This window comes from Microbacterium sp. MMO-56 (genome assembly GCF_037146215.1).
Taxonomy (GTDB): domain Bacteria; phylum Actinomycetota; class Actinomycetes; order Actinomycetales; family Microbacteriaceae; genus Microbacterium.
Map to the genome: position 1 here is coordinate 37,236 of NZ_JBBCVW010000011.1, position 23,087 is coordinate 60,322.

The 23,087-nt window shown below is 72.1% G+C and carries 13 protein-coding genes; 2 read left to right on the forward strand and 11 right to left on the reverse strand.

All coding sequences use genetic code 11. From position 1 onward, the window contains the following. Positions 1-3: 3 nt before the first annotated feature. The 3 genes from WFI00_RS10960 to WFI00_RS10970 form a co-directional block, all read right to left on the reverse strand. Positions 4-6,117, reverse strand: coding sequence for an Ig-like domain-containing protein (locus WFI00_RS10960; protein ID WP_336632386.1), 6,114 nt, complete (start codon positions 6,115-6,117; stop codon positions 4-6). A 151-nt stretch (positions 6,118-6,268) separates the two neighbouring features. After that, positions 6,269-8,629, reverse strand: a complete 2,361-nt coding sequence (locus tag WFI00_RS10965) for an excinuclease ABC subunit UvrA (protein ID WP_336632385.1) — start codon at positions 8,627-8,629, stop codon at positions 6,269-6,271. 4 nt (positions 8,630-8,633) lie between these two features. Further along, on the reverse strand, positions 8,634-9,329 hold the full coding sequence (locus tag WFI00_RS10970) for a TetR/AcrR family transcriptional regulator C-terminal domain-containing protein (RefSeq protein WP_336632384.1): 696 nt from the start codon (positions 9,327-9,329) through the stop codon (positions 8,634-8,636). A 58-nt stretch (positions 9,330-9,387) separates the two neighbouring features. Between WFI00_RS10970 and WFI00_RS10975 the strand changes: the two genes are divergently transcribed. After that, the gene (locus WFI00_RS10975) at positions 9,388-10,335 is read left to right on the forward strand and encodes a quinone oxidoreductase family protein (RefSeq protein WP_336632383.1); all 948 of its coding nucleotides are present in this window, start codon (positions 9,388-9,390) and stop codon (positions 10,333-10,335) included. 5 nt (positions 10,336-10,340) lie between these two features. Here WFI00_RS10975 and WFI00_RS10980 read toward each other — a convergent pair whose 3' ends face one another. Further along, positions 10,341-10,928: a DNA-3-methyladenine glycosylase I gene (locus tag WFI00_RS10980; RefSeq protein WP_336632382.1), complete on the reverse strand. Its 588-nt coding sequence runs from the start codon at positions 10,926-10,928 to the stop codon at positions 10,341-10,343. Positions 10,929-10,937: 9 nt separating this feature from the next. Further along, complete coding sequence (locus tag WFI00_RS10985; protein WP_336632381.1) at positions 10,938-11,918, reverse strand: epimerase; 981 nt, start codon at positions 11,916-11,918, stop codon at positions 10,938-10,940. Positions 11,919-11,995: 77 nt separating this feature from the next. Between WFI00_RS10985 and WFI00_RS10990 the strand changes: the two genes are divergently transcribed. Then, positions 11,996-12,691, forward strand: a complete 696-nt coding sequence (locus WFI00_RS10990) for a DUF4166 domain-containing protein (protein ID WP_336632380.1) — start codon at positions 11,996-11,998, stop codon at positions 12,689-12,691. On the opposite strand, the gene WFI00_RS10995 is transcribed toward WFI00_RS10990, so the two are convergent. The 6 genes from WFI00_RS10995 to WFI00_RS11020 form a co-directional block, all read right to left on the reverse strand. After that, positions 12,628-14,745, reverse strand: a complete 2,118-nt coding sequence (locus WFI00_RS10995; RefSeq protein ID WP_336632379.1) for an acyl-CoA dehydrogenase family protein — start codon at positions 14,743-14,745, stop codon at positions 12,628-12,630. The two genes, WFI00_RS10990 and WFI00_RS10995, sit on opposite strands and share 64 nt — an antisense overlap. A gap of 181 nt (positions 14,746-14,926) precedes the next feature. Then, entirely contained in the window at positions 14,927-15,151 is a 225-nt protein-coding gene (locus WFI00_RS11000) for a hypothetical protein (protein WP_336632378.1), read from the reverse strand. Positions 15,152-15,282: 131 nt separating this feature from the next. Next, positions 15,283-17,376, reverse strand: coding sequence for a DNA helicase RecQ (gene recQ, locus WFI00_RS11005; RefSeq protein ID WP_336632377.1), 2,094 nt, complete (start codon positions 17,374-17,376; stop codon positions 15,283-15,285). Between the two features lie 84 nt (positions 17,377-17,460). After that, positions 17,461-20,211: a DEAD/DEAH box helicase gene (locus tag WFI00_RS11010; protein WP_336632376.1), complete on the reverse strand. Its 2,751-nt coding sequence runs from the start codon at positions 20,209-20,211 to the stop codon at positions 17,461-17,463. A gap of 44 nt (positions 20,212-20,255) precedes the next feature. Continuing rightward, on the reverse strand, positions 20,256-21,512 hold the full coding sequence (locus tag WFI00_RS11015) for a glycoside hydrolase family 3 N-terminal domain-containing protein (RefSeq protein ID WP_336632375.1): 1,257 nt from the start codon (positions 21,510-21,512) through the stop codon (positions 20,256-20,258). A 117-nt stretch (positions 21,513-21,629) separates the two neighbouring features. Then, complete coding sequence (locus WFI00_RS11020; RefSeq protein WP_336632374.1) at positions 21,630-23,087, reverse strand: sodium/solute symporter; 1,458 nt, start codon at positions 23,085-23,087, stop codon at positions 21,630-21,632.

The following is a 23,087-nucleotide window of genomic DNA, read 5'->3' on the forward strand; positions in this document are numbered from 1 at the left end:
TCGTCATCGTCTCGGCCAGTCGCGTTTCTCGGTGTCGACCGAGCCGCCCCAGCCCACGACGTCGACCCAGACGTCGTAGCCGTCGGCGCCCAGCCAGCAGCCGAGCTGCTTCGATCCCGCACCGGTCAGGTTCACCGAGTAGGCGCTGCCGAACTGGATCTCGCCGGATCGGTTCATCTCCGACCGCATGCAGCGGACGGTCATGTCGCCGAGGTCGGCGTTGTCCCAGTTGACGACGAACAGATAGCAGCCGTTGTTGCAGCCCTCGGGCGTGTAGTCGCCTCGCGTGACCCAGATCCGCGGCGGCGGCTTGTCCATCGTGCGCGCCGAGCTGGACGCCGTCGTCTGGCTGCTGCCTTCGGCGTTCGCACGGACCTCGATCGTGTGGGTCTCGCTGTAGCCGTAGCCGCTGGACCACGACCCGTTCGCGTCGCGGCTGATGAGGACTCCGTCGACGAGGACCTCCGTCGACACCGGGCGGCCGTTGGGGCCGGGCGAGGACCACGAGTAGGAGATCGTCGTCCCCGAGGCCGACGCCGACGCGACCGGACTGCCGATCTGGCCGAAGGGTGCGACGGGGTTCGACGTGTTCGACGGGTCGCTGTTGAACTGCGAGCCGTCCACGGTGGAGACGGCGCGGACGCGGATCGTGTACGTGCCGTTGTTGTCGACCTGTCCGTTGCCGATGGTGCCCGATCCTCCCGAGCCTCCGGCGACCCAGTCGCTTCGGAAGTCGCGACCCTCGACGGAGTACTCGTAGCGGATCTCGTTCGCGTTCGCACCGTTGGCGGCGCCCGGCTTCCACGTGACGCCGACGGTGCTGTTCCCTTCGGTCGCGGCGACCTCCGTCGGGGCACCGGGAGCCGTGACGCCGCGCCGCGGCGCGGACGAGGCGCTGTACTCGCCCCAGCCCGCCTTGTTCTCGGCGCGGACGTCGAACGTGTAGTCGCTGGTCGAGGTGTCGACCGGGACGGCCTGAGTGGTCTGGCCCGCCGGGACGGGGATCGTGCGCACGACGCTCGAGCCCTGCTTCACCCGCAGCTCGTAGCCGCCGACCCGGTCGCCGTTGTCGGATCCGGGTGCGTCCCAGCGCACCTGGATCTGGGCCTGGGACCCCACCGGCTCGAGCAGCGACGTCGCGGGGGTGCCGGGGGCGTCCGGCGGAGCGGCCGGCACCATCGGCGCCGACCACGGGCTGAACCCGCTCGGCTCGGGGGCGCGGTTGTGCGCGCGCACGCGCACCCGGTACGAGGCTCCGTTCTCCAGGCCGTCCCAGACGACGCTCGTGCTCCCGATGCCGGTCTTCTGCGCGACGCCCGACGGCGGCGCGGGCGAGATCTCCAGCGTGTAGGTCTCGACGGGCGAGCCCTCGGTGTGCGGCGCCGTCCATTCGACCCGCAGGCTGCGGTCGCCGAAGGTCAAGGTCGGCGGGGCCGGGGTGTCCGGCCGCACGTCGGGCCGTGCCGTCTCGGAGGGCAGCGACGCGTCCGAGACCCCGACACGGTTGGTCGCGGTGACGGCGAAGTTGTACTCGACGTTGTTGGTGAGGCCGTCCAGGGTGCAGGTCGTCGAGGCGCACTGCTTCGTGTAGTAGCCGCCCGACGTCGAGGTCACGGTGTAGCCCGTGATCGGCGCTCCGTTGTCGGTGGGCGGCGTCCAGGCGAGCACCACGGTGCGGCTCTGCACGCTCGACACGGTCGGCTTGCCGGGTGCGTCCGGACGCCCCTGGACGGTGACGCGGATCCGGCCCTCGACCGCGCGATCGGGATCTCCCGTGGCATCCATCACGCGGTACCGGGCCACGACGACCCCGACGAACGTCTTCGCGCTCGTGACCTCCACCCGGTCGCCCACGACGGTCACCGTCGCCTGCCCGCTCTCCAGCACGGCGCTCTGGATCGTGAGCGGGGTCTCGGGGAAGGGGTTCACGTCGTTCGCGAGGACCGCGACCGTCTCCGTGGCGCCCTGGTTCGACTGCGCCACCACGTCGTCGTTCGCGCTCGCGAGCTGGCGCCTGGAGGCGGTCACCGTGACCGAGATCGTCGCCTCGGCGGGGGTCGTGGCCCCGTCGTCCGCCAGCACCGTGAGCGATGCCCGCGTGCCCTTCGCGGTCGACGCCGGCGCGGACACCTTCAGCACCGAGCCCTCGACGCTCGCGGACATCCCCTGCGGCGCCCCGCCCCGCAGGCGGAACGTGAGGTTGCCCTGATCCTCGGGGTCGGGGTCGGTGGCGAGCGCCGCGAGGTCGAGGGTTGCGGCATCCTCGCCGGGAGCGACCTCGAGCGTGGCGCCGACCATCGACGGCGGCTGGTTGTCCGGCGGCAGGACCGTGATCGGGATCGTGAGCGTCGCCTTGCGACCGGCGGGGTCGTCGGGTCCGGTGCCGTCGGTCACCTCGAAGGTGAGCGCGTCCGCCCCGAAGTAGCGGTCGGCGGAGGCGTAGACGAGGGTGCGCTCGTCCTTGATGAGGCTCGCGCCGCTCGCGTGCGCCGCCGAGACCTTCGCCGCCTCGGTGATGATGACGTCCCTGCCCCCCGCCGCGCGCACGTAGGTCTTCAGCGGCACGTCGACCGACTCGCCGCTCTTCACCTCGATCGGGGTCGTGGAGACGAGGCTCGGCGGCAGCTCGGCGAGCGCGGGCACGCGCAGGAACGCGGACGCGGTCTGGGCGTCGGCGTCCGTGACGGTGTAGGTGATCAGCTGCGGCGCCTCGCCGACCGTGACCTCGACCTCGCCGCTGCCGAGCACCCGGGCGGCCTCGCCGCCCGCGCCGAGCGTCACGGCGAGGGCGCTCTTGGTGCCGTCCGGGTCGTCGTCGTTCTCGCGCACGTCGATGCGCGCCGTGCCGTCGTCCTGCACGTCCTCGGCGCGCACGCGGTCGTCGCGGGCGATCGGCGGCTGCAGCGGGACGTTCTCGTCCACGGTGATCTGCACGTTCGTCGTCGCGCGCAGGCCGCGGGCATCCGTGATCGAGTACTGCACGGAGGTGTTCATCGGGGTGTCGGGCGCCGTGATGAGCAGGTACTTGCCGCTCGGGCGCGCGCGCAGGCCTGGGACGTCCGAGGGCACGACGACGGCGTCGTCGGGGGCGAACCCGAACTCGTCGCCGTCGGGGTCCGAGTCGTTCTCCAGCACGGGGACGGCGACCTCGCGACCCGGCCGGACGACGACCGAGTCGCGCACGGCGTAGGGTGCCTGGTTGGTGGAGGCCGCGGCGGCGATGCCGATCTGGATGGGAGCGGTGCCCTCCTTGCCGAGCCGGTCGCGCACCCGGTAGGTGAAGGAGTCGACGCCGACCGCATCCTCGAACGCCTGGTAGACGAACATGTTCGCCCCCGTCTCGACGATGCGGCCCTTCTTGGGCGCATCGGCGATGCCGACGAGCTCGACCGAGTCGCCGTCCTCGTCGATGCCGTCCAGGGGCACGGGGATCTCGACCTGCGAGCCGCTGAGCGTGCGGGCCGTGAGGTCGCGCGGGCGCGGTGCCGAGTTCGCCTCGTCGTTGCGCGGCAGCACCTGGATCGTGAGGTAGCCGGCGTCGCGCTGACCGCTCGGGTCGACCGCCTCGTAGGTGGCGTAGACGGTCTTCGGCTCGCTGCCGGCGCGGAAGCGCACCGTGTCCTCCGACACGAACGCCTCGCCGTCGGCCGGGTCGATGAGCGGCTCGACGAGGTCGGGCGCGACATGGATCGTGTCGCCGTTCGGGTGGTAGTCGTTCTCCAGCACCGGGATCGTGACGGTGTCTCCGACGCGGACAACGGCCTGGTCGTCGTTCGCGACCGGCGGACGCAGCTTCGACGGAGCCGGCACGGGGATGACGACGATCTCTCCGTTCGCCGACTGCGAGCCGTTGGAGACGGTGTAGCCCACCCGGACCTGCGAGTCGATCGAGGCGAGGTCGCTGATGCGGATCGTCTCGTGCCCGAGGACGGCGGCGGCCACGCCGCTGCCCGGGTCCACGGTGACGGACTGGACGACGAGGATGCCTCCGGCCGGATCCGTGTCGTTGGCGAGGACGTTCACGAGGACGTCGCCGCCGCTGGGCAGGAGCGCCACGTCGCGCACCGCGATGGGCGGCAGGTCCTCGCCGCCGTCGGGCAGGACGTCGACGCGGACGAGTCCGGGCACCGAGTTCGGCCCCGCCGAGGCGAGGTACTGGACGTAATAGGTGCGCGGGGCGTTCGCCGTGAACGAGAACGTCTTGTCGGCGAAGTCGGGCACCACGGTGGCGCCCTCGTCCTCCACGTCCACGCGGGTGAGGCGCAGCTGCTCGCTGCCCGAGCTCGTGTCGTTCGTGAGCGGAGCGACGGTGACGGCACGACCCACCCGCGTCACGACGTGGTCGGCGTTCGTGATCGGCACCGTCGTGCCGAGGGGCCGGATGTCGTAGCGCGCGATGCCCGCGCCGGGGTCGGTGCCGTCCGAGACGATGATCGGCACATCCTTGCGCCCCTGCACCCCGCCGATCGCACGGTAGGTGATCTGGCCGTCCGAGGTGAAGTCGGCCTCGTCCCCGCCGTCCGGCTGGACGTCCAGCAGGAAGATGTCGTCGCCGTCCGGATCGATCCAGTCCGGCAGCACGTTGTACGAAGCCGTCCCGCCGGACTCCACCGTGATCGGGGTCGTCCGCTTCTGCACCGGCGGGGAGTTGACGTCGAAGTCGTGCACCGTCAGCGTGACGGAAGCCGACGCCTCCCCGCCGCGGCCGTCCTCGACGTCGTAGCGGAAGGTCGTGGACCCCCGCGCGTCGGCGGGCGTCGTGATCTGCAGCGCGGCGCCGTTGTGGATCGGCTCGATCCTGCCGAACGAGGGCGGCTGCGACACCGATGCGACGAGCACGTCCCCGTCGGCATCCGTGTCGTTGTCGAGGACCGGGAGCACCGTCGTGCGGCCCGGACGGATGCCGTACTCGTCGTCCTGCGCGATCGGCGGGGTGTTCTGGTCGGTGCGCTCGGGGAGGGTCGTCTGCACCGTCTCCTCGGTGGTCTCCTCCTCTTCTTCGCCGTCGCCCTCCGGGGGCGTGATGTCCTGCCAGTTGTCCACCCGCTGGAGCGAGTCGGAGGCCATCCACGCCGCGCCGCCGAACACGTCGTTGAGGACGACGACGTCGCGGTTGGTACGGAAGCGCAGGTCGCTCGTGGGCTCGACGCCGGGCACCTGCTCCACGAGGTCGTCGCCCTCGCCGGGGCAGTCGCGCACGAAGCGACCCGAGCCGGACCAGGCGCCGTACGCGCATCCGGCGACGAAGACCGGCGCGGCGGGGGTGCCCTCGGCGCCTCCGGAGGGGACCGTGACCGGGTCCCCACCGCCGATCGGGATGCGTACGAGATCGGTCGGCGTCGCCAGGGTGACGGCGTCCGCCGTGCCGGACGCCTGCTGCAGGACGGCGTCGGCCGGGACCTCGACACGCGACCCGTCGCCGCCGTGGAGGGTGCGCGTGGTCTCGTCCAGGACGAACGCGGTCGAGCCGACGACGGTGAGCGACAGGTCGTCGGCCTCGCCCACGCCCTCGAGCGTGCGCGAGGACTTCTCGACCGTCGTGCCCTCGTCGCCGGGCCCGTAGGAGCGCAGGACCGCCTCCTCCGCCGAGACGGTGTAGACCGTGCCGTCGACGCCGACGGCCACGTGCGAGTTCTTGCCCTCGTCGGCGACCGGCTCCGAGCCCTGCGCCCCGATGCCGCTGACCGCGCCGAACGGGCTCGCCCAGAGGGTGCCGGACGGCTCGAGCACGGCGACGGTCCCGGCCCCCATTGCGACGGCGGATCCCGGTGCGAGCTGGGCGGAGTCGGCGAGCACGACCCGTGCCGGATCGATCGCGGAGATGGAGGAGTCGGCCGGGTCGACGATCATCACCCGCGAGCCGCTCTGGAGGATGTCGTACTCCGACGAGGCGGCGCGCATCCCGCCGTCGAGCACCCGCGACTCATGGTTGAAATGCCCGACGAGCAGGCTCGACTGCTTGGTCACCCAGACGCCGCCGTCGTGGAGGTCGACCTCGGTGGTGGGCTTGCCCTCGTAGACGACGGCGAAGAAGCCGACCGCGACCGCGGCGACGGTGACGATGCCCGCCGAGACGAGCGTCTTCGGGCGCGCGCGCAGCCACGCAAAGGACCTCATCGGCGGCTCGGCTCCCCTCCGGGCTCATCTTCGATCGCGTGGGCGTCGGGACCTGGTGCTGAATCAGGCGCACACATCGTGCGGACCCGGACAGCCTACGTCACCTCGGTGCCGTGCGCCGACCCCGAGGGCGACGGCGAGACGCGAACGGTCAGCCCGCGACGTAGCGGGCGAGATGCTGCGCGGTGAGGGTGGAGCCGGCGGCGACGAGGTCGGCCGGGGTGCCCTCGAAGACGATCGTGCCGCCGTCCCGGCCCGCCCCGGGACCGACGTCGATGATCCAGTCGGCGTGGGCCATGACCGCCTGGTGGTGCTCGATCACGATGACGGAGTTGCCGGCGTCCACGAGCCGGTCGAGGAGGGCCAGCATGCCCTCGACATCGGCGAGATGCAGTCCCGACGTGGGCTCGTCGAGGACGTACACGGCGCTCTTCTTCGCCATCGCGATGGCGAGCTTCAGCCGCTGACGCTCACCCCCGGACAGCGAGCTCAACGCCTGGCCGAGCGTCAGGTAGCCGAGGCCGACGTCCACCATCCGTCGCAGCGTGACGTGGGCCGGACCCGACGAAAGGAAACCCGCGGCCTCCTCGGCCGACATGGCGAGCACGTCGGCGACGTTCCGACCCTCGAGCGTGTAGCCCAGCACCGTGTCACTGAAGCCCGATCCCTCGCACAGCTCGCACCGGGTCTCGACGCTCTGCGTGAACCCCAGGTTCGTGATGATGACTCCGAGCCCGCGACAGGCGGGGCACGCGCCCTCCGAGTTCGCGCTGAACAGGGCGGCCTTCACGCCGTTGGCCTTCGCGAAGGCGGCGCGGATCGCGTCGAGCACTCCCGTGTAGGTCGCGGGGCTCGACCGGCGCGACCCCTTGATCGGGCTCTGATCCACGAAGACCACCTCGGCGAGACCCGGGAGGCTGCCCTGGATGAGGGAGGACTTGCCCGATCCGGCGACGCCGGTGACCACCGTGAGGATGCCGAGCGGGACGTCGACGTCGACCTCCCTCAGGTTGTGCAGGCTCGCACCGCGGATCTCGAGCGCGCCCGTCGCCGCGCGCGTCGCCTCCTTGAGCCGGGCGCGATGGTCGAGCTGGCGTCCCGTGACGGTGTCCGACGCGCGCAGCCCGGCGACGTCGCCCTCGTAGGTGATGCCGCCGCCGGCGCGCCCCGCTCCCGGCCCCAGATCGACGACGTGGTCGGCGATCTCGATCACCTCCGGCTTGTGCTCGACCACGAGCACCGTGTTCCCCTTGTCGCGCAGCTGCAGGAGCAGTTCGTTCATGCGCTGCACGTCGTGGGGATGCAGTCCGGTGGTGGGCTCGTCGAAGACGTAGGTCATGTCGGTGAGCGGCGAGCCGAGATGACGGATCATCCGTGTGCGCTGGGCCTCGCCGCCCGACAGCGTGCCGCTGGCACGATCGAGCGAGAGGTAGCCGAGACCGATCCGGACGAAGGACGCGAGGGTCTGGCGCAGTCCCGCGACCAGCGGCGCGACCTCGGGGAGGTCGAGCGAGTCCACCCACTCCGCGAGATCGGTGATCTGCATCGCGGCGGCGTCGGCGATGCTCACTCCGCCGATCTTCGAGGACCGCGCCCCGTCGTTGAGGCGAGTTCCGCCGCATGCCGCGCAGGGCATGAACTTCACGGCGCGGTCGACGAAGGCGCGGACGTGCGGCTGGAGGGCATCCCGATCCTTCTGCAGCATGGACGCGGTGACCTTCGGGATCAGCCCCTGGTACGTCATGTTGATCCCGGCGATCCTGACCTTCGTCTGCTCTTTGTAGAGGAGGTCGTGCAGCTCGGTCTCCGTGAAGTCGCGGATGGGCTTGTCGGGGTCGAAGAAGCCGGACTCGCTGTAGCCCTTCACCATCCAGCCGTCGGGCGTGTAGCCGGGGACGGTGATCGCGCCGTGCGCGAGGGACAGCGAACGGTCGAGCAGCTCGTCGACGTCGATGTCGCTCACCTGTCCGAGTCCCTCGCATTCGGGGCACATGCCGCCCGTGATCTCGAAGGACCGCCGCTCCTTCCGGGCGCGGTCCGTGCCGGCGGCGATGGTCACGGCACCGGCGCCGGACACGGACGGCACGTTGAAGGAGAAGGCCTGCGGCGATCCGACGTGCGGCACGCCGACGCGACTGAACAGCAGCCGCAGCATCGCGTGCACGTCGGTCGCGGTGCCCACCGTCGAACGGGCGTTGGCGCCCATCCGCTCCTGATCGACGACGATCGCCGGGCTGATGTTCTCCAGAGCGTCGACGTCGGGGCGGCTCAGCTGGCCCATGAACTGCTGGACGAACGTGGGATAGGTCTCGTTGATCAGCCGCTGCGACTCGTTCGCGATCGTCGCGAACACGAGGCTCGACTTGCCCGATCCGCTGACGCCCGTGAACACCGTGAGACGGCGCTTCGGGATCTCCACGTCCACGCCGCGGAGATTGTTCTCGCGTGCGCCGACGACGCGGATCATGTCGTGCGCGTCGGCGACGTGCGCCCGGTCCTCATCGCGTGCCATGCGCTCAGTCTGCCGCGCCGGCCGACGGCGCGCGCGGGGGTCGTTCCGCCGCCGGACGGGCCGGCGCGCCGACCCGGGCGACGATGCCCGCCACGAGCACGGCGAGCTGCCGCGCGAAGCGGGCATCCGCATCGGCGCGCACATGGCCGGAGGCGGCGACGAGCGGGGAGTCCGGCCCGACGGCGGCGTCGCGCACGTCGAGGGAGTAGCGATCGGGATCGGAGGCCGCGGACTGCGCGCGCTCCTGCTCCTCGATGACGAAGCCGACGACGTACGCGGTGACCAGCTCCGCCGCGTCCATCGCGTCGACGAGCCCGACGCCCTGGGCGACCCAGTCCGCGAGCCGCGGCTCCTGGCCGCGCAGGAGCTCGGGGTCGGTGAGACGCGTGCCGCTGAACGTGCGCGCGCCGTCGCGGTGGGCGAGATACTCTCGGCGCAGCACCCGCGCGTAGCACTCCAGCGCGTCCGGCCACGGCGTGCCCGCCGGGATCTGGGACACGGCGCGCTGCACGCGCCGCTGGATCTCCGTGCCCATCTCGTCGAGGAGCTGCTGCTTGTCGCGGACGTGCCAGTACAGCGCGGGGGCTCGCACATCGAGCCGGGTCGCGACGGCGCGCAGGGTCACGGCATCGATCCCGCCGTCGTCGAGCGCGCCGAGGGCGGCCTCGACGATGAGTTCGCGGGTGATTCCCTTCGCCATGCTTGACAGCTTAACGACGTTAAGGGAGCATGTGACTTAACTTAGTTAAGGAGCCGATATGCGCGCTGCACTCGTCACCTCGTTCGACACCCCGCCGCACCTCGCGGAGGTGCCCTCGCCCATCGCCTCGGGAGATCAGGAGCTCGTCACCGTCCTGGCGTCCGCGCTGCACCCGCGGGTGCGCTCGCAAGCAGACGGATCCCACTATTCGACGACCGGCGACCTGCCGCTCATCCCCGGCGTCGACGGTGTCGCCCGCGACGCCGAGGGCACCCTCCGATACTTCGTCGTCGAGAGCGGCGCCATGGCCGAGCAGATCGTCATAGACCCGCGCCGCAGCGTCGCCCTGCCGGGGGACGTGGATCCGGTCGTCGTGGCGGCGGCCATGAACCCCGCCATGTCGTCGTGGATCGCCCTGCTCCACCGGGTGGATCTGACGCCCGGCTCGCGCGTGCTGATCATGGGGGCGACGGGCAATGCCGGGCGTATGGCCGTGCAGGTCGCCCGCCGCCTCGGCGCCGGTCACATCGCCGCCGCCGGGCGCTACCCGGGGCGGCTCGCGGAGCTGGGCGACCTCGGCGCCGACGCGGTGGTCGACCTCGGCCGCGATCCCGAGGAGGTGCGCAGGGACCTCGCCGCGGTCGGTCGCGACGTCGACGTGGTGCTGGACTACCTGTGGGGCCCCTGGGCCGCGGCGACCCTCCGCGCCGTCGTGCCCGCTCGTGAGGACGACGCGCAGCCGCTGACGTGGATCCAGATCGGCTCGGTCACCGGGCCCGAGTCGCCGATCCCGTCGGCGGCGCTGCGCGCGTGCAACCTGCGCATCGTCGGAAGCGGGCAGGGATCCGTCCCACCCCGCGACATCCTCGCCGACCTGCCCGGCCTCGCGGCGGAGGTGATGACGGGCGGGTACGCGATCGATGCGCACGCCGTGCCCCTCGCCGACGTCGCGGAGGCGTGGGAACGCTCACGCACGACCCGCGCGCGGCTCGTCCTCACTCCCTGACGGCCTCAGGAGTCGGACACCGCACGGTGGCAGCCGACGAGATGGTCGTCGACCATGCCCGCCGACTGCATGAGCGCGTACATCGTCGTCGATCCGACGAAGCGGAAGCCGGCCGCGCGCAGCGCCGTCGAGAGGGCATCGGACGCCGGGGTCAGCGCCGGCACATCGGCGAAGGTGCGGGGGCGCTCCGCCTCGGATCGGGGCGGCGGGGCGAACGACCACATCAGCGCCTCGAACTCACCCGGCGCCATCCCCGTGACGAGCCGGGCGTTGCCGATCGTGGCGAGGATCTTCGCGCGGTTGCGCACGATCCCCGCATCCGCCATCAGCCGCTCGACATCCGCCTCGTCGAACGCGGCGACCGCACGCGGATCGAAGCCGGCGAATCCCGCGCGGAACGCGGGGCGCTTCCGCAGGATCGTGATCCAGGACAGCCCCGCTTGGAACCCCTCGAGGCTCACCTTCTCGAACAGGGCGCGGTCTCCGCGCAGGGGGCGCCCCCACTCCTCGTCGTGGTATCGGCGGTACTCGTCGCTGTCGCCCACCCATCCGCAGCGCTCGAGGCCGTCGGGTCCGGTGCGCAGGTCGTCCATCCCGCCAGGCTAGCCGCGGCCTCCGACAGCCCGGCGCAGGGCATCCTCCAGGACGGGCCGCCGGAACACGTACCCCTCCTCGGCCAGGACACCGGGGAGGACCCAGCGGCTCTTGAGGACGAGCTCGGGCTCGGTGCGTACCACCCACATCGCCGGCTCGAGCATCCACCGGCGGATCGGGAGACCGAACGGAACTCCGACGACGCGTCGCAGAGTCGACATGAGCGTCGCATCGTCGCTCGGCTCAGGGCTCGCGAGGTTGACGACCCCCGCGATGTCGTCCCGGTCGCGGAGGAAGCGGACCGCACCCACGACGTCGTCGAGGTGGATCCAGCTGAAGTGCTGCCGTCCGCCGGTGCGGTGGTGCGGCGCCCGCCCGTCGCCGGTGGGACGGGGCCCGACGCCGCGGTATCGACGGTGCTGAAGCCACCAGCCGTCGACGTGCGGGCCGCCGAGCCCGGTCCGCGCGAGCATCGCGAGCAGGTGCGTGGCGGGACCGTCGCCGAGCACGATCGCCATCCGGAGCGCGACGCGCCTGGTTCCGGGCAGCTCCCCCGCGAAGAAGACCTCCTCCCAGGTGCGCGCGACGTCGACCGAGAAGCCCGTGCCGAGCTCCCCCGTGCGCTCGGTGTGCGGTCGGTCCATCGCGTGGCGGTAGATCGTGGCCGTCGAGGCGTTCATCCACACGCGGGGCGGGCGTGCGGCGGCGGCGATCGCCACATGGAGGCGACGGGTGGTCTCCACCCGCGAGCGGAGGATCTCCGCTCGGTTCGCGTCGGTGTAGCGGCAGTTCACGGATCTCCCGGCCAGGTTCACCAGGACGTCCGCGCCGTCGACCGCGTCCGCGAGTCGCGCCGGGTCGTCCCAGGTGACGGATGCCCGGCGCCCGATCGTCACGACCTCGTGGCCGTCCTCGCGGAACGCGTCCGCCAGCGCGGTGCCGATGAACCCGCTCGCGCCCGTGACCACCGCCTTCGTCCGCCGTTGCATGCTGCACCCCTCCGATTCGTCCGTTGGATCATCCTCACCATAACTGAACATGTTCAGTTTGAGGTACCGTGAGAGGCATGAGCACGATGCGGAGTCGATCGGTCTATCAGCGCGCCCTGAGCCCGGAGCTCTTCTCGGCACTCCATCCGATCCTGCAGACCTACGCCGGCCCGATTCCGAGCGGATCGGTGGGCATCGGTCGCGGAAGCTACGACTTCGCCGGTCCGACCTCGCGCCTCCTGGGACCGGTCCTGCGCGTCCTGGCGTGGCGACACGTCCTGTTCCCCGAGTCCGGTCGGGACGTTCCGCTCCTCGTCCGGAACGAACCGCGGTCGGACGGTACGCTCGCGGCGACGCGCGTCTTCGGCTTCCGCGGGCGACCGCGCAGCATGGAGGACCGCATGACGCCCATCCCGGGCGCGATCGTCGATCGACTCGGGCGCCGCGGCGGGCTCGAGGTCACGCTCGCCGTCGAGGTGATCGACGGCGGCATGCGCCTGAGCTCACGCCGCCTGCGCGGGAGGGTCGGGCCCCTGGCGCTGGTCCTTCCGCCGTGGGCCGGTGTCACCGTCGATGAACGCATCATCGACGGCCGGCAGCACGTCGATGCCCGCGTGAGCGTCACCGGGCTCGGCGAGGTGTTCCGCTACACGGGGTCGTTCACCTACGAGATCGTCCCCGCCGCACCGGAGGGCGGCCCGGGTCGCGGTCAGCGCTTGGGGAGCGACTTCTCCGACACGGGTGCCTCCCCGGACGCGGCGAGCGCGTCGTAGTACGCGCGCGCCTCGTCCTGGCGGTCGCGCTCGGCACCGGACGCGATCGGAGCGCGCACGTGCTCGGGGGCGAAACCGTATGCGTCGACGAGGTCCTGCGCGTGCGGACGCAGCCGCAGACACAGCCTGTCGATGTACTTCGAGACCGCGGCCGCACGCTGGGTCGACAGCCGTCCGTTCACGAGATACCAGGCGAGGTGCTTCTCGACGAGGTGCAGGCCGAAGAGATCGCGCAGCCACGTGAGCACCTGCACGGTGCCGTCGTCCTCGATGCCCGCGATCCCGTCGCTGAACGCCTCCCACTGCAGCAGCTCGCCGTGGGCGCGAGCCGCCTCGATGAGCTCCGACTGGCTCGCGTTGAAGATCGCCGCCGCCTCGGCCGGCGACGCCTTGGCCGCCGGTCGCAGCCGGGCCGCGATGTCGGCGATCATCTGCTCCACCCGCCCGGCGAGCAGCTCGTGCTGCTGCTCGGCGCGCAGGCCGAGCTCGACCGATCGGGCCGTGGACCCGAGATCGGCGACCGACTGGCCGAACCGCCGCAGACCCGCGCCGTGGAAGACCTTGCCCGCGGTCTGCCGCGCCGCGAAGGATGCCAGCTTCGCGGCATCCGCGTCTTTGAACTGTTTCGCGTAGTCGGCCAGCAGGCGCTTGCCGACCAGCTGCAGGAGGATGTTGTTGTCGCCCTCGAACGTCACGTAGACGTCGAGGTCGTGGTGCAGCCCGACGAGGCGGTTCTCGGCGAGGAATCCGGACCCGCCGCACGCCTCGCGCGCCTCCTGGATCGTGTCCAGGGCGTTCCAAGTGGACAGGGGCTTGAGCGCGGCGGCCAGCGTCTCGAGGTTCTCGCGCTCCGCGGGCGTGTCCTTCGCACCCGAGAAGACCCCATCGAAGGTCCGCAGCAGCTCGTCGTTGGCGAAGAACTGGGCGTAGTTCTGGGCGAGTCGGGGCAGGAGGCGCCGCTGGTGCCGGCCGTAGTCGAGCAGCACGACCTCCTCGCTGCCCGCGCCCGAGTCGAACTGACGACGCTGGTTCGCGTAGGTCAGCGCGATGTAGAGGGCCAGCGCCGTGCCCGTCGTCGCCGCCCCGTCGAGCGAGACCCGACCCTGGACGAGCGCGCCGAGCATCGTGAAGAAGCGGCGCCCGGGGCTCGCGATGTCGGAGGTGTACGCGCCGTCGGCCGCCACGTCGCCGTAGCGGTTCAGGAGGTTGACGCGCGGGACGCGCACGTGGTCGAAGTGCAGCCGGCCGTTGTCGATGCCGTTGAGCCCGCCCTTCACGCCGTCGTCCTCCCCGCCGACGCCGGGCAGGAAGGCGCCGTCGTCGTCGCGGATCGGCACGAAGAAGCAGTGCACGCCGTAGTTCACGCCGTTCGTGATGAGCTGCGCGAAGACGGTCGCGGCCTTGCCGTGCAGCGCGGCGTTGCCGAGGTAGTCCTTCCACGCCCCGCGGAACGGAGTGTGGATAACGAACTCCTCGGTCTCGGGGGCATAGGTGGCCGTCGTGCCGATGGACGCGACGTCCGAGCCATGACCGGTCTCGGTCATCGCGAAGGCGCCCGGCAGCTCGAGCTCGATCACGTCACGGAGCCACGCGTCGTGGTGCCTCTTCGTGCCCAGCTGATAGATCGCGGATCCGAAGAGACCCCACTGGACCCCCGACTTGATCTGCAGGCTGGGATCGGCCAGGACGAGCTCCATGAAGCCGGCGAGGTTGGCTCCGTTGTCCTCGAGACCGCCGTACTCCTTCGGGAACGCGCGGCGCGAGCCGTCGTTGGCGACGAGGAGACGCAGCTGTCCGAGGACCCGCTCGCGGTGCTCGGGCATCGGCTGCCCCTCGATGCGCCAGAACGCCGGATCCTTGATCATCTCCCGCGCCTCGCGCCGCGTCTCGCCCCACGTCCCCAGCAGCAGGTCGGTGACGGCCGCGACGTCGATGCGCGGCTCCTGGGCCTCCGCGGCGGAGTGCGCGGCGGTAGGTGCACCGCCGGCCGGGGTTCGCTTGTTCGTGGCGGGCTTGCGGGGATGGACGTTCTGTCGAACGGCGGCGTCGGCCATCGGGGCACCTTTCTCCATCGACGGAGGAGCGGAGGGAATCTCTCCCGACGGTAGGAGCGCGACAACTCGGCTGCAAACCCCTTGCGTGGTGTCCACAAAGCGCGCCGCGCGCCTCCCGCAGGCCGCTGTGTGACACCCACACTCAGCTCACGTGAGACTCCGTCTCACCAGTCTTCTGCGCTCAGGCGGCGCGGCGCGATCTCCGGGCGGCGACGGCGGCGGTCGCGCAGCCGATCACGACGCCCGCGAACCCGACGGAGGCGGCGACGATCTCACCCGGCCGCGAGGCCGTCACCCCATGGGTGAACAGGATCGCGAGCAGCACGACGGCCACCGCGGCGACGGCGCCGATCCAGAGCAGCACGCCTCGGAAGCGGTCGGCAGCGGGGCGGGAGGGCGTGGACATCCGATCTCCATCCAGGTGGGGGGCACTCACCGCCAGCGTACGGTCGCGCTCTCGCGCGGACCTCCCCCGCGCGACGGAGTTCGGCGACGGATCGTGACAGCTGGGCGCGGCGACGGGGCGCGGCGCCGGGCTCACTCCGCGGCGGCGATGACGGCGAGCACGGACTCGCCGTACGCCTCGCGCTTCTTGGCGCCGATGCCGGTGATGCCGCCCAGTGCGTCGATCGAGCGCGGCCGCTCGTCCGCCAGGGCCCGCAGCGTCGCATCCCCGAAGACGATGTAGGCGGGCACGCCCTGCTCCTTCGCCGTCGCCGAGCGCCACGCGCGCAACGCCTCGAACAGGTCGCGATCTCCCTCGGCGACCGCATCGGTCGCCGCCGCCTTGCGGACGCGGGCGCCTCCGCCGGAACGACCCAGGACGTCTCGTCGCAGCGGGACGGCGACCTCCCCGCGAAGGACGGCCGGGCCGTCGTCGCCGACGACGAGCACCCCGTACTCGCCGTGCGCGGCGATGATCCCGCGGGCGAGGAGCTGACGGACGACGCTGCGCCAGTCCTGGTCGCTGAGGTCGGCGCCGAGCCCGTACGTCGCGATCGCGTCGTGGCCCTGCTGGCGCATGCGCTCCGTGGACGCCCCGCGCAGGATGTCGATCAGGTGGCCCGCGCCGAACGCCTGGTTGCGTTCGCGCTTCAGCCGGACGATCGTCGACAGGAGCTTCTGGGCGGGGACGAGTCCGTCCCACGTGTCCGCCGGCTGCAGGCACGTGTCGCAGTTTCCGCAGGGCTCGGATGTCTGCCCGAAATAGGCGAGCAGGTTCTGCCGTCGGCAGGTCACCGTCTCGCACAGCGCCAGCATCGCGTCGAGGTGCTGGCCGAGCCGCTGCTTGTAGGCGCGCTCGCCCGGCGACTGGTCGATCAGGCGCCGCTGCTGCACGACGTCGCCGAGTCCGTAGGCCATCCACGCGACGGCCGGCTCCCCGTCGCGGCCCGCGCGACCCGTCTCCTGGTAGTAGCCCTCGACGGACTTCGGCAGGTCGATGTGCGCCACGAAGCGCACGTCCGGCTTGTCGATGCCCATCCCGAAGGCGATCGTGGCGACCATCACGACACCCTCCTCCCGGAGGAACCGCTCCTGATGGCGGGCGCGCACCGAGGCATCCAGCCCCGCGTGGTACGGCAGTGCGTCCACGCCCTGCCCGCGCAGGTACTCCGCCGTCTGCTCGACCGACTTGCGGCTGAGGGCGTAGACGATCCCGGCGGACGGCTCGCGCACTCCCACGGGCCCGGACACCGCGTCGACGCTGCGGATGAACTGCAGCAGCTGCCGGCGCGGATCGGTCTTCGCCTCGATCCGGTACTGGATGTTGGGCCGGTCGAAGCTGGCGACGAAATGCCTCGCGTCGTCCAGGTGCAGCCGCTCGGTGATCTCGGCGTGGGTGGCGCGTGTCGCCGTGGCGGTGAGGGCCATCCGCGGCACGCCCGGGAAACGCTCGGCCAGGTCTCCCAGCGCGAGGTAGTCGGGGCGGAAGTCGTGCCCCCACTGGCTGACGCAGTGCGCCTCGTCGATCGCGATGACGCTGAGCCGCCCTCGCTGCAGCAGCGCCGTCGTCGCCGGGGCACTCAGTCGCTCCGGGGCGACGTAGAGCAGGTCGAGCTCGCCGGACAGGTACGCCCGCTCGACGCCCGCCCGCTCGGCGGCGCTCTGCGTCGAGTTGAGATACGCGGCGTTGACCCCGTTGGCGATGAGGGCGTCGACCTGGTCGTGCATGAGCGCGATCAGCGGCGAGATCACGAGCCCCGTGCCCGGGCGCACGAGGGCGGGCACCTGGTAGGTGATCGACTTGCCGCCGCCGGTCGGCATCAGGACGATCGCGTCGCCGCCGCCGACGACCTGCGCGACGACGTCGGCCTGGTCGCCGCGGAACGTGTCGTAGCCGAACACCTCCTTGAGGACGGTGAGCGGGTCCTGGCCGGTGCGATCGGGCGAGGTCCGCGCGCGGGACGCGCCAGGGGCGGGCGGTGCGGTCCAGGCGACGGGGGCGGCGGGTGCGGGCCCGTCCGCCGGGAGCGACACCGGCGCCGAGCGCGTCGCCCGAGCGAGCGCGCCAGCGTAGCCGTCGTACTCCGGCGGGGGCGGCGCGTCGAGATCGTCGGGAGGGGTCAGCTCGTCGACGTCCCACGGCACGTCCGCGTACGGATCGTCGGACCGGTCAGGAGAGGAGCTCACCCGTCCAGGCTATCCGCGCCCTCCGACTCCGCGGGCGACTCCGCGGGCGGCTCCGCGCCCCGAGGCCCGCGGCGACGGGCGACGCTAGAGCCGCACAACTTCCACGATGCGCACGACCGCGGCGCCCTCCTCGACGGATGCGGCGAGGTCGACCTCGGCGCGGATGCGCCAGTCGTGGTCGCCGGCGGGGTCGTCGATCGTCTGGTCGACCCGCCAGACGCCTGCCGCGGCATCCGCCCGATCGATGACACACAGCCGCGGAGATCGCGCCGCGCCGCCGATGAGGATCTCGTCGTGCTCGTCGTAGTAGCGGTCGAGGATGCCCGGCCAGTCGATCTCGGGATCGAGGGCGACGAGGGCGTCGTCGTCCTGCCGGGCGGCCAGCTGCACACGCCGGAACAGCTCGTTGCGGACCAGGACGGTGAACGCGCGCTCGTTGGTGAGGACCGAGGGAGGGGCGGGCGGGACGACCGGCGCGCCGTCCTCGGGCAGATGGGAGGCGGGGTCGACGAGCGCCGCCCACTCGTCGACGAGGCTCGAGTCGACCTGCCGGACCAGCTCGCCCAGCCACTCGATGACATCCATCAGCTCGTCGGTGCGCGCCTCGGCCGGAACCGTCTGGCGGATGGCGCGGTAGGCATCCGAGAGGTACCGCAGAACCAGCCCCTCGCTGCGCTGCAGCTGATAGAAAGACACGTACTCGGCGAAGGACATGGCCCGCTCGAACATGTCGCGGACCACAGACTTGGGACTCAGCGAGAAGTCGCGCACCCACGGCTGACTGGACGCGAAGACCTCGAACGATTGGGCGAGCAGCGCATCGAGCGGCTTCGGATGGGTGATCCCCTCGAGCAGGGCCATGCGCTCCTCGTACTCGATCCCGTCGCGCTTCATCGCGGCGACCGCCTCGCCACGGGCCCGGAACTCCTGCTGCGCCAGGATCGCGCGCGGATCGTCGAGGGTCGCCTCGATCACGCTCACCACGTCGAGGGCGTAGTGCCCCGTCCCGACCCCCGGCACGGTGCCGCCCTGTTCACTACTCCGGAAAGACGGCTCGGGTGGCGCCGAATCGGCCTCCGCGGACGACTCCGCGTCAGCTTCTCCGGAGTTGTGAACGCCCGCCCCGGCCGCACCCGCCGCACCCGCACCCGCCGCACCCGCCTCCGCCGGGCGGGCACCCGGCGGAAGGTCGTCGTCCGGCGAGAGCAGCTCGATCGCGGCGAGCGCGAAGGGCGACAGCGGCTGGTTGAGCGCGAAGTTCGGCTGCAGATCGACCGTCAACCTGATCTCGCGAGACTGCGCAGATGTCACGCTCTCACCCCCGGAAGCGCGCATCTGCGCGGTCTCGCGGGAGGGGGTGACGACCTCGACGATGCCGGCGTCGACCAGGGTGCGGAAGATGGCGATCGCCCGACGGGCCAGGTCGTACTGCCGAGACCGGGGCTCGTGGTTGTCGAACACGAGGGAGCGGACGTTTCCGAACACGTCGCCGCCCCGACCGATCACGTTGATGAGCATCGCGGCGGTGAGCTTCAGCTGCGGGGCGAGCGGCTCGGGCGGGGCCGCGATGAGCCGCTCGTACGAGCCCTCCCCCCAGTTCACGACACCGGTCGGCGCCTTCTTGCGCACGATCTTCTTGCGCTTCGCGGCGTCGTCGCCCGCCTTGGCGAGGGCGACGGCGTTCTCGATCTCCCACTCCGGCGCCATCACGACGACGTTGCCGTGCGTGTCGTACCCGGCCCGTCCGGCGCGGCCCGCGACCTGGTGGAACTCCCGCGCGCTGAGCTGGCGCATCCTCGTGCCGTCGTACTTGCTCAGCGCCGTGATCATGACGGTGCGGATCGGCACGTTGATGCCCACCCCGAGGGTGTCGGTCCCGCAGATCACCCGCAGGAGCCCCCGCTGGGCGAGGGTCTCGACGAGCCGGCGGTACCGCGGCAGCATCCCCGCGTGGTGCACGCCGATGCCCGCCCGGACCAGCCGTGAGAGCGTCTTGCCGAACCCGGTCGTGAAGCGGAACCCGCCGATCGCCTCGGCGATCTCGTCGCGCTGCGCGCGCGTGGTGAGGGTGACGGATGCCAGGGCCTGCGCCCGCTCGAGCGCCGCGGCCTGCGCGAAGTGCACGATGTAGACCGGCACCTCGCGCTCGTCCACGAGCATCGTCAGCACCTCGTGCACGGGCCGGCGCTCGTACGAGAAGTGCAGTGGCACGGGCCGCTCCACTCCCGTGACCTCCGCGACCGGCCGCGCCGTGCGGCGCTCGAGGTCGCGGGCGATCGCCGTGACGTCGCCGAGCGTGGCCGACATGAGCAGGAACTGCGCACGCGGGAGCAGCAGCAGCGGCACCTGCCACGCCCAGCCGCGATCGGGATCGCCGTAGAAGTGGAACTCGTCCATCACGACCTGGTCGACCGCCGCATCCGCCCCCTGGCGCAACGCGATGTTGGCGAGGATCTCGGCGGTGCAGCAGACGATCGGGGCATCCGGGTTCACCGAGGAGTCGCCCGTGACCATCCCGACGTTCTCGGCGCCGAACACCTCGACCAGGGCGAAGAACTTCTCGCTGACGAGGGCCTTGATCGGTGCCGTGTAGTACGACCGACCGCCTCCGGCGAGGCACGCGGCGTGGGCGGCGATGGCGACGAGCGACTTGCCCGTCCCGGTGGGTGTGGAGAGGATCACGTGCGCACCCGACACGAGCTCCATCACGGCCTCGTCCTGCGCCGGGTAGAGAGTGAGCCCGCGCCCTGCCGCCCACCGCACGAAGCCGTCGTACGCGGCATCCGGCGACGCGCCCGCCGGCACGAGGTCGGTCAGGGCGGCGGCGGAGGTCATCCCCCGAGTCTGTCAGCCCCGGCCCGCGCCCGGCGCCGCCGCGGTCATCCCGGGTGCTTGGCCGCGACGATCCGGGCGGCGGCCGCATCGACGAGGGCGGCGAAGGACGGATCGGCCTGCGCCTTGGCGAGCACCGCGTCGTACATCTCGGCGAACACCGTGGGGTCGGCCGAGACCAGGATCAGATCGACGCCGGCGGTGAGGGCGTCGATCGCCCGGTCGGCGGGGCTCCACGCCTGCACGGCCACCGCCGCGGACACGTCGTCGGTCATCACGACGCCGTCGAAGCCGACCTCGTCGCGCACGAGCCGCACGACGGTCGGCGAGAAGACCGCCGGCGTGGACGGATCGATGTTCTGATAGATCGCGGACGACACCATGACCGCCGACGGCCCCGACTGCGTGAGCGGCCGATAGAGCGACACGTCCGGACCGTCCGCCGTCACGGTCGTGTCGACGACGTCGGCGGTGTCGTCGGTGTTGGCGGTGACGTGCCCGAGCCCCGGGAAGTGCTTGAACGTCGGAAGCACCCCCGCCGCCCGCATCCCGTCGGCGAAGGCGCCGGCCTTGGCGGTCACGGTCGGTGCGTCGTATCCGTACTGCCTGCCGTAGCCGCCGATCGGCGGGTTGTCGAAGCGGGTGGCCGCGCTCGTGACGATGTCGGCGACCGGCGCGAGGTTCATCGTGACCCCGACGGCGGCCAGCTGCCGGCCCCACGTGGTCGCCGAGGCGCGCAGCTGGTCGTCGGACAGGTCGGCCTGGCGGATGGCATAGGGGATGTCGTCGAACCCCGGCCCCTGGAGGACCTGGACCTCGCCGCCCTCCTGATCGGTCGCGACCCACAGCGGAACACCCCCGGTGGGCCCGGACACGCCGCCCACGAGCGCCGTGAACTGCCCGACCACCGCGGCGACGCCGTCGGCGCCGCCCGAGGTGCGACCGTGCAGGAAGATGCTGCCGGCGTGCCGATCGGTGACGGCGGCGAGCGTGTCGGCGGTGGCGGATGACACGTCGGTGCCGACCATGAAGACCTGGCCCACACGCTGCCCGAGATCGAGCCCGGCGAGCGGGTCCGCGGTCGGCGTCGGCGTCGGGGTGGGCGTCGGGCTCGGGGTCGGGGTCGGGGGCACCGCGCTCGTCGACGGGGCCGGGACGGGACCGGACGCGGCGCATCCGGTCAGGGCGACGAGGATGCCGAGGAGAGCCGCCGCCGCGACGCGCGGAGTCCGGCGACCGGCACGGTCCGCACGGTCGGCGGCGCGGAGGTGCGCGGAAGCGGCGGCGGGGAGGTCGGACGGCACGGCATCCATCATCCGTCCCGACCCGGTCCGCGCGGAAGGCCCCGTCGCGCACGGCGACCCGGGGGGACGGCGAACCCGGGCGGCCCCGGGTCGGCGGCGGCACTCCTCCGGCGCGAGTCACTCCGGCTCGGGCGCGTGCAGGCGGGCGAGGTACCGGTCGGCGGTCGCCGGGGCGCCCCGACGGTCGCTGACGGAGACCAGGATCGTCACGACGGTCGCGAGCGGGATGGTCCACGCCGCGGGCTGGGCGAGATAGGGCGCCGCAGCGCCGATCCCGCCGACCGCCGCGTGGACGAGCAGCGAGAGCCCGCACGCGACGCCGCCGACGACCATGCCGGCGATGGCGCCGCGCGCCGTGAGGCCGCGCCACCACACGCCCAGCAGCACGACGGGCGAGAGGCAGGATGCCGCGAACACGAATACCAAGCCCACGCTCGATCCGATGCCCGCCGGTGCGGTGACGAGGGCGATGACGAGCGGCACGACGGCGCACAGCACCGCCGACACCCGGAAGGAGCGCACCGAGCCGCCGAAGACGTCCTGGCTGACGACACCCGCGAGCGAGACGATGAGGCCCGCCGACGTCGCGAGGAAGGCGGCGAACGCGCCCGCCACGACGAGCGCGGTGAGGAGGTCGCCGCCGATCCCCGGGAAGACGCGGGAGGGCAGCGCGAAGACGGCTGCGTCGGCGGCGCCGGGCGTCGCGAGGTCGGGCGCCACGACGCGCGCGACGAGCCCCATGGCGCTCGAGACGGCGTAGAACGCGCTGACCAGGACGATGACGAGCACCGTGGTGCGGCGGGCCGAGCCGCCGTCGGGGCTCGTGTAGAAGCGCACGAGGACGTGCGGCAGGCCCATCGTGCCGAGCAGCAGCGCGAGCAGCAGCGAGCCGGTGGCGTAGGCGTCGATGCCGGCGGGGCCCGCTTCGGCCGGGAACACGGCGCCCGGATCGATCTCGGTCGGGGCACCGCGCAGGGCGAAGACGATCGCGACGAGCGGCACGAGCAGCGCCGTGAGCTTCAGCCAGTACTGGAAACCCTGCACGTACGTGATCGCCCGCATGCCTCCCGCGGCGACGAGGGCCGCCACGAGCAGCGCCACCAGCACCGCGCCGACCCACACCGGCAGACCCGCCACGACGTCGAGCGTGAGCCCCGCGCCGTGCAGCTGCGGCACGATGTACAGCCATCCGATCACGAGCACCGCCGCGCTCGTCACCCGCCGTGCGACGGGTGACTCGAGGCGCGCCTCGAAGAAGTCGGGGATCGTGTAGGCGCCGCTGCGGCGGAGGGGCGCGGCGACGAAGACCAGCACGAGCAGGTAGCCGGCCGCGTAGCCGATGGGGAACCAGAACCCGCGCGCGCCGTCGAGCAGCACGAGGCCGGAGAGCCCGAGGAACGTGCCCGCGGAGATGTACTCGCCGCTGATGGCGGAGGCGTTCCACGCGGGGCGGACGGTGCGGGATGCCACGAAGAAGTCGCTCGTCGTCCGCGACAGCCGCAGCCCGTAAGCGCCGATGAGCACCGTCGCGAGGATGACCGCCGCGACGGCCGCAAGGTCGAGGACGCCGTTCAC

Coding starts and splice junctions, on each gene's coding strand:
- WFI00_RS10985 (WP_336632381.1), bottom strand. CDS start 11,918: ATGCAACGGCGGACGAAGGCGGTGGTCACGGGCGCGAGCGGGTTCATC.
- WFI00_RS11010 (WP_336632376.1), bottom strand. CDS start 20,211: ATGACCTCCGCCGCCGCCCTGACCGACCTCGTGCCGGCGGGCGCGTCG.
- WFI00_RS10990 (WP_336632380.1), top strand. CDS start 11,996: ATGAGCACGATGCGGAGTCGATCGGTCTATCAGCGCGCCCTGAGCCCG.
- WFI00_RS10995 (WP_336632379.1), bottom strand. CDS start 14,745: ATGGCCGACGCCGCCGTTCGACAGAACGTCCATCCCCGCAAGCCCGCC.
- WFI00_RS10960 (WP_336632386.1), bottom strand. CDS start 6,117: ATGAGGTCCTTTGCGTGGCTGCGCGCGCGCCCGAAGACGCTCGTCTCG.
- WFI00_RS10965 (WP_336632385.1), bottom strand. CDS start 8,629: ATGGCACGCGATGAGGACCGGGCGCACGTCGCCGACGCGCACGACATG.
- WFI00_RS10970 (WP_336632384.1), bottom strand. CDS start 9,329: ATGGCGAAGGGAATCACCCGCGAACTCATCGTCGAGGCCGCCCTCGGC.
- WFI00_RS10980 (WP_336632382.1), bottom strand. CDS start 10,928: ATGGACGACCTGCGCACCGGACCCGACGGCCTCGAGCGCTGCGGATGG.
- WFI00_RS11000 (WP_336632378.1), bottom strand. CDS start 15,151: ATGTCCACGCCCTCCCGCCCCGCTGCCGACCGCTTCCGAGGCGTGCTG.
- WFI00_RS10975 (WP_336632383.1), top strand. CDS start 9,388: ATGCGCGCTGCACTCGTCACCTCGTTCGACACCCCGCCGCACCTCGCG.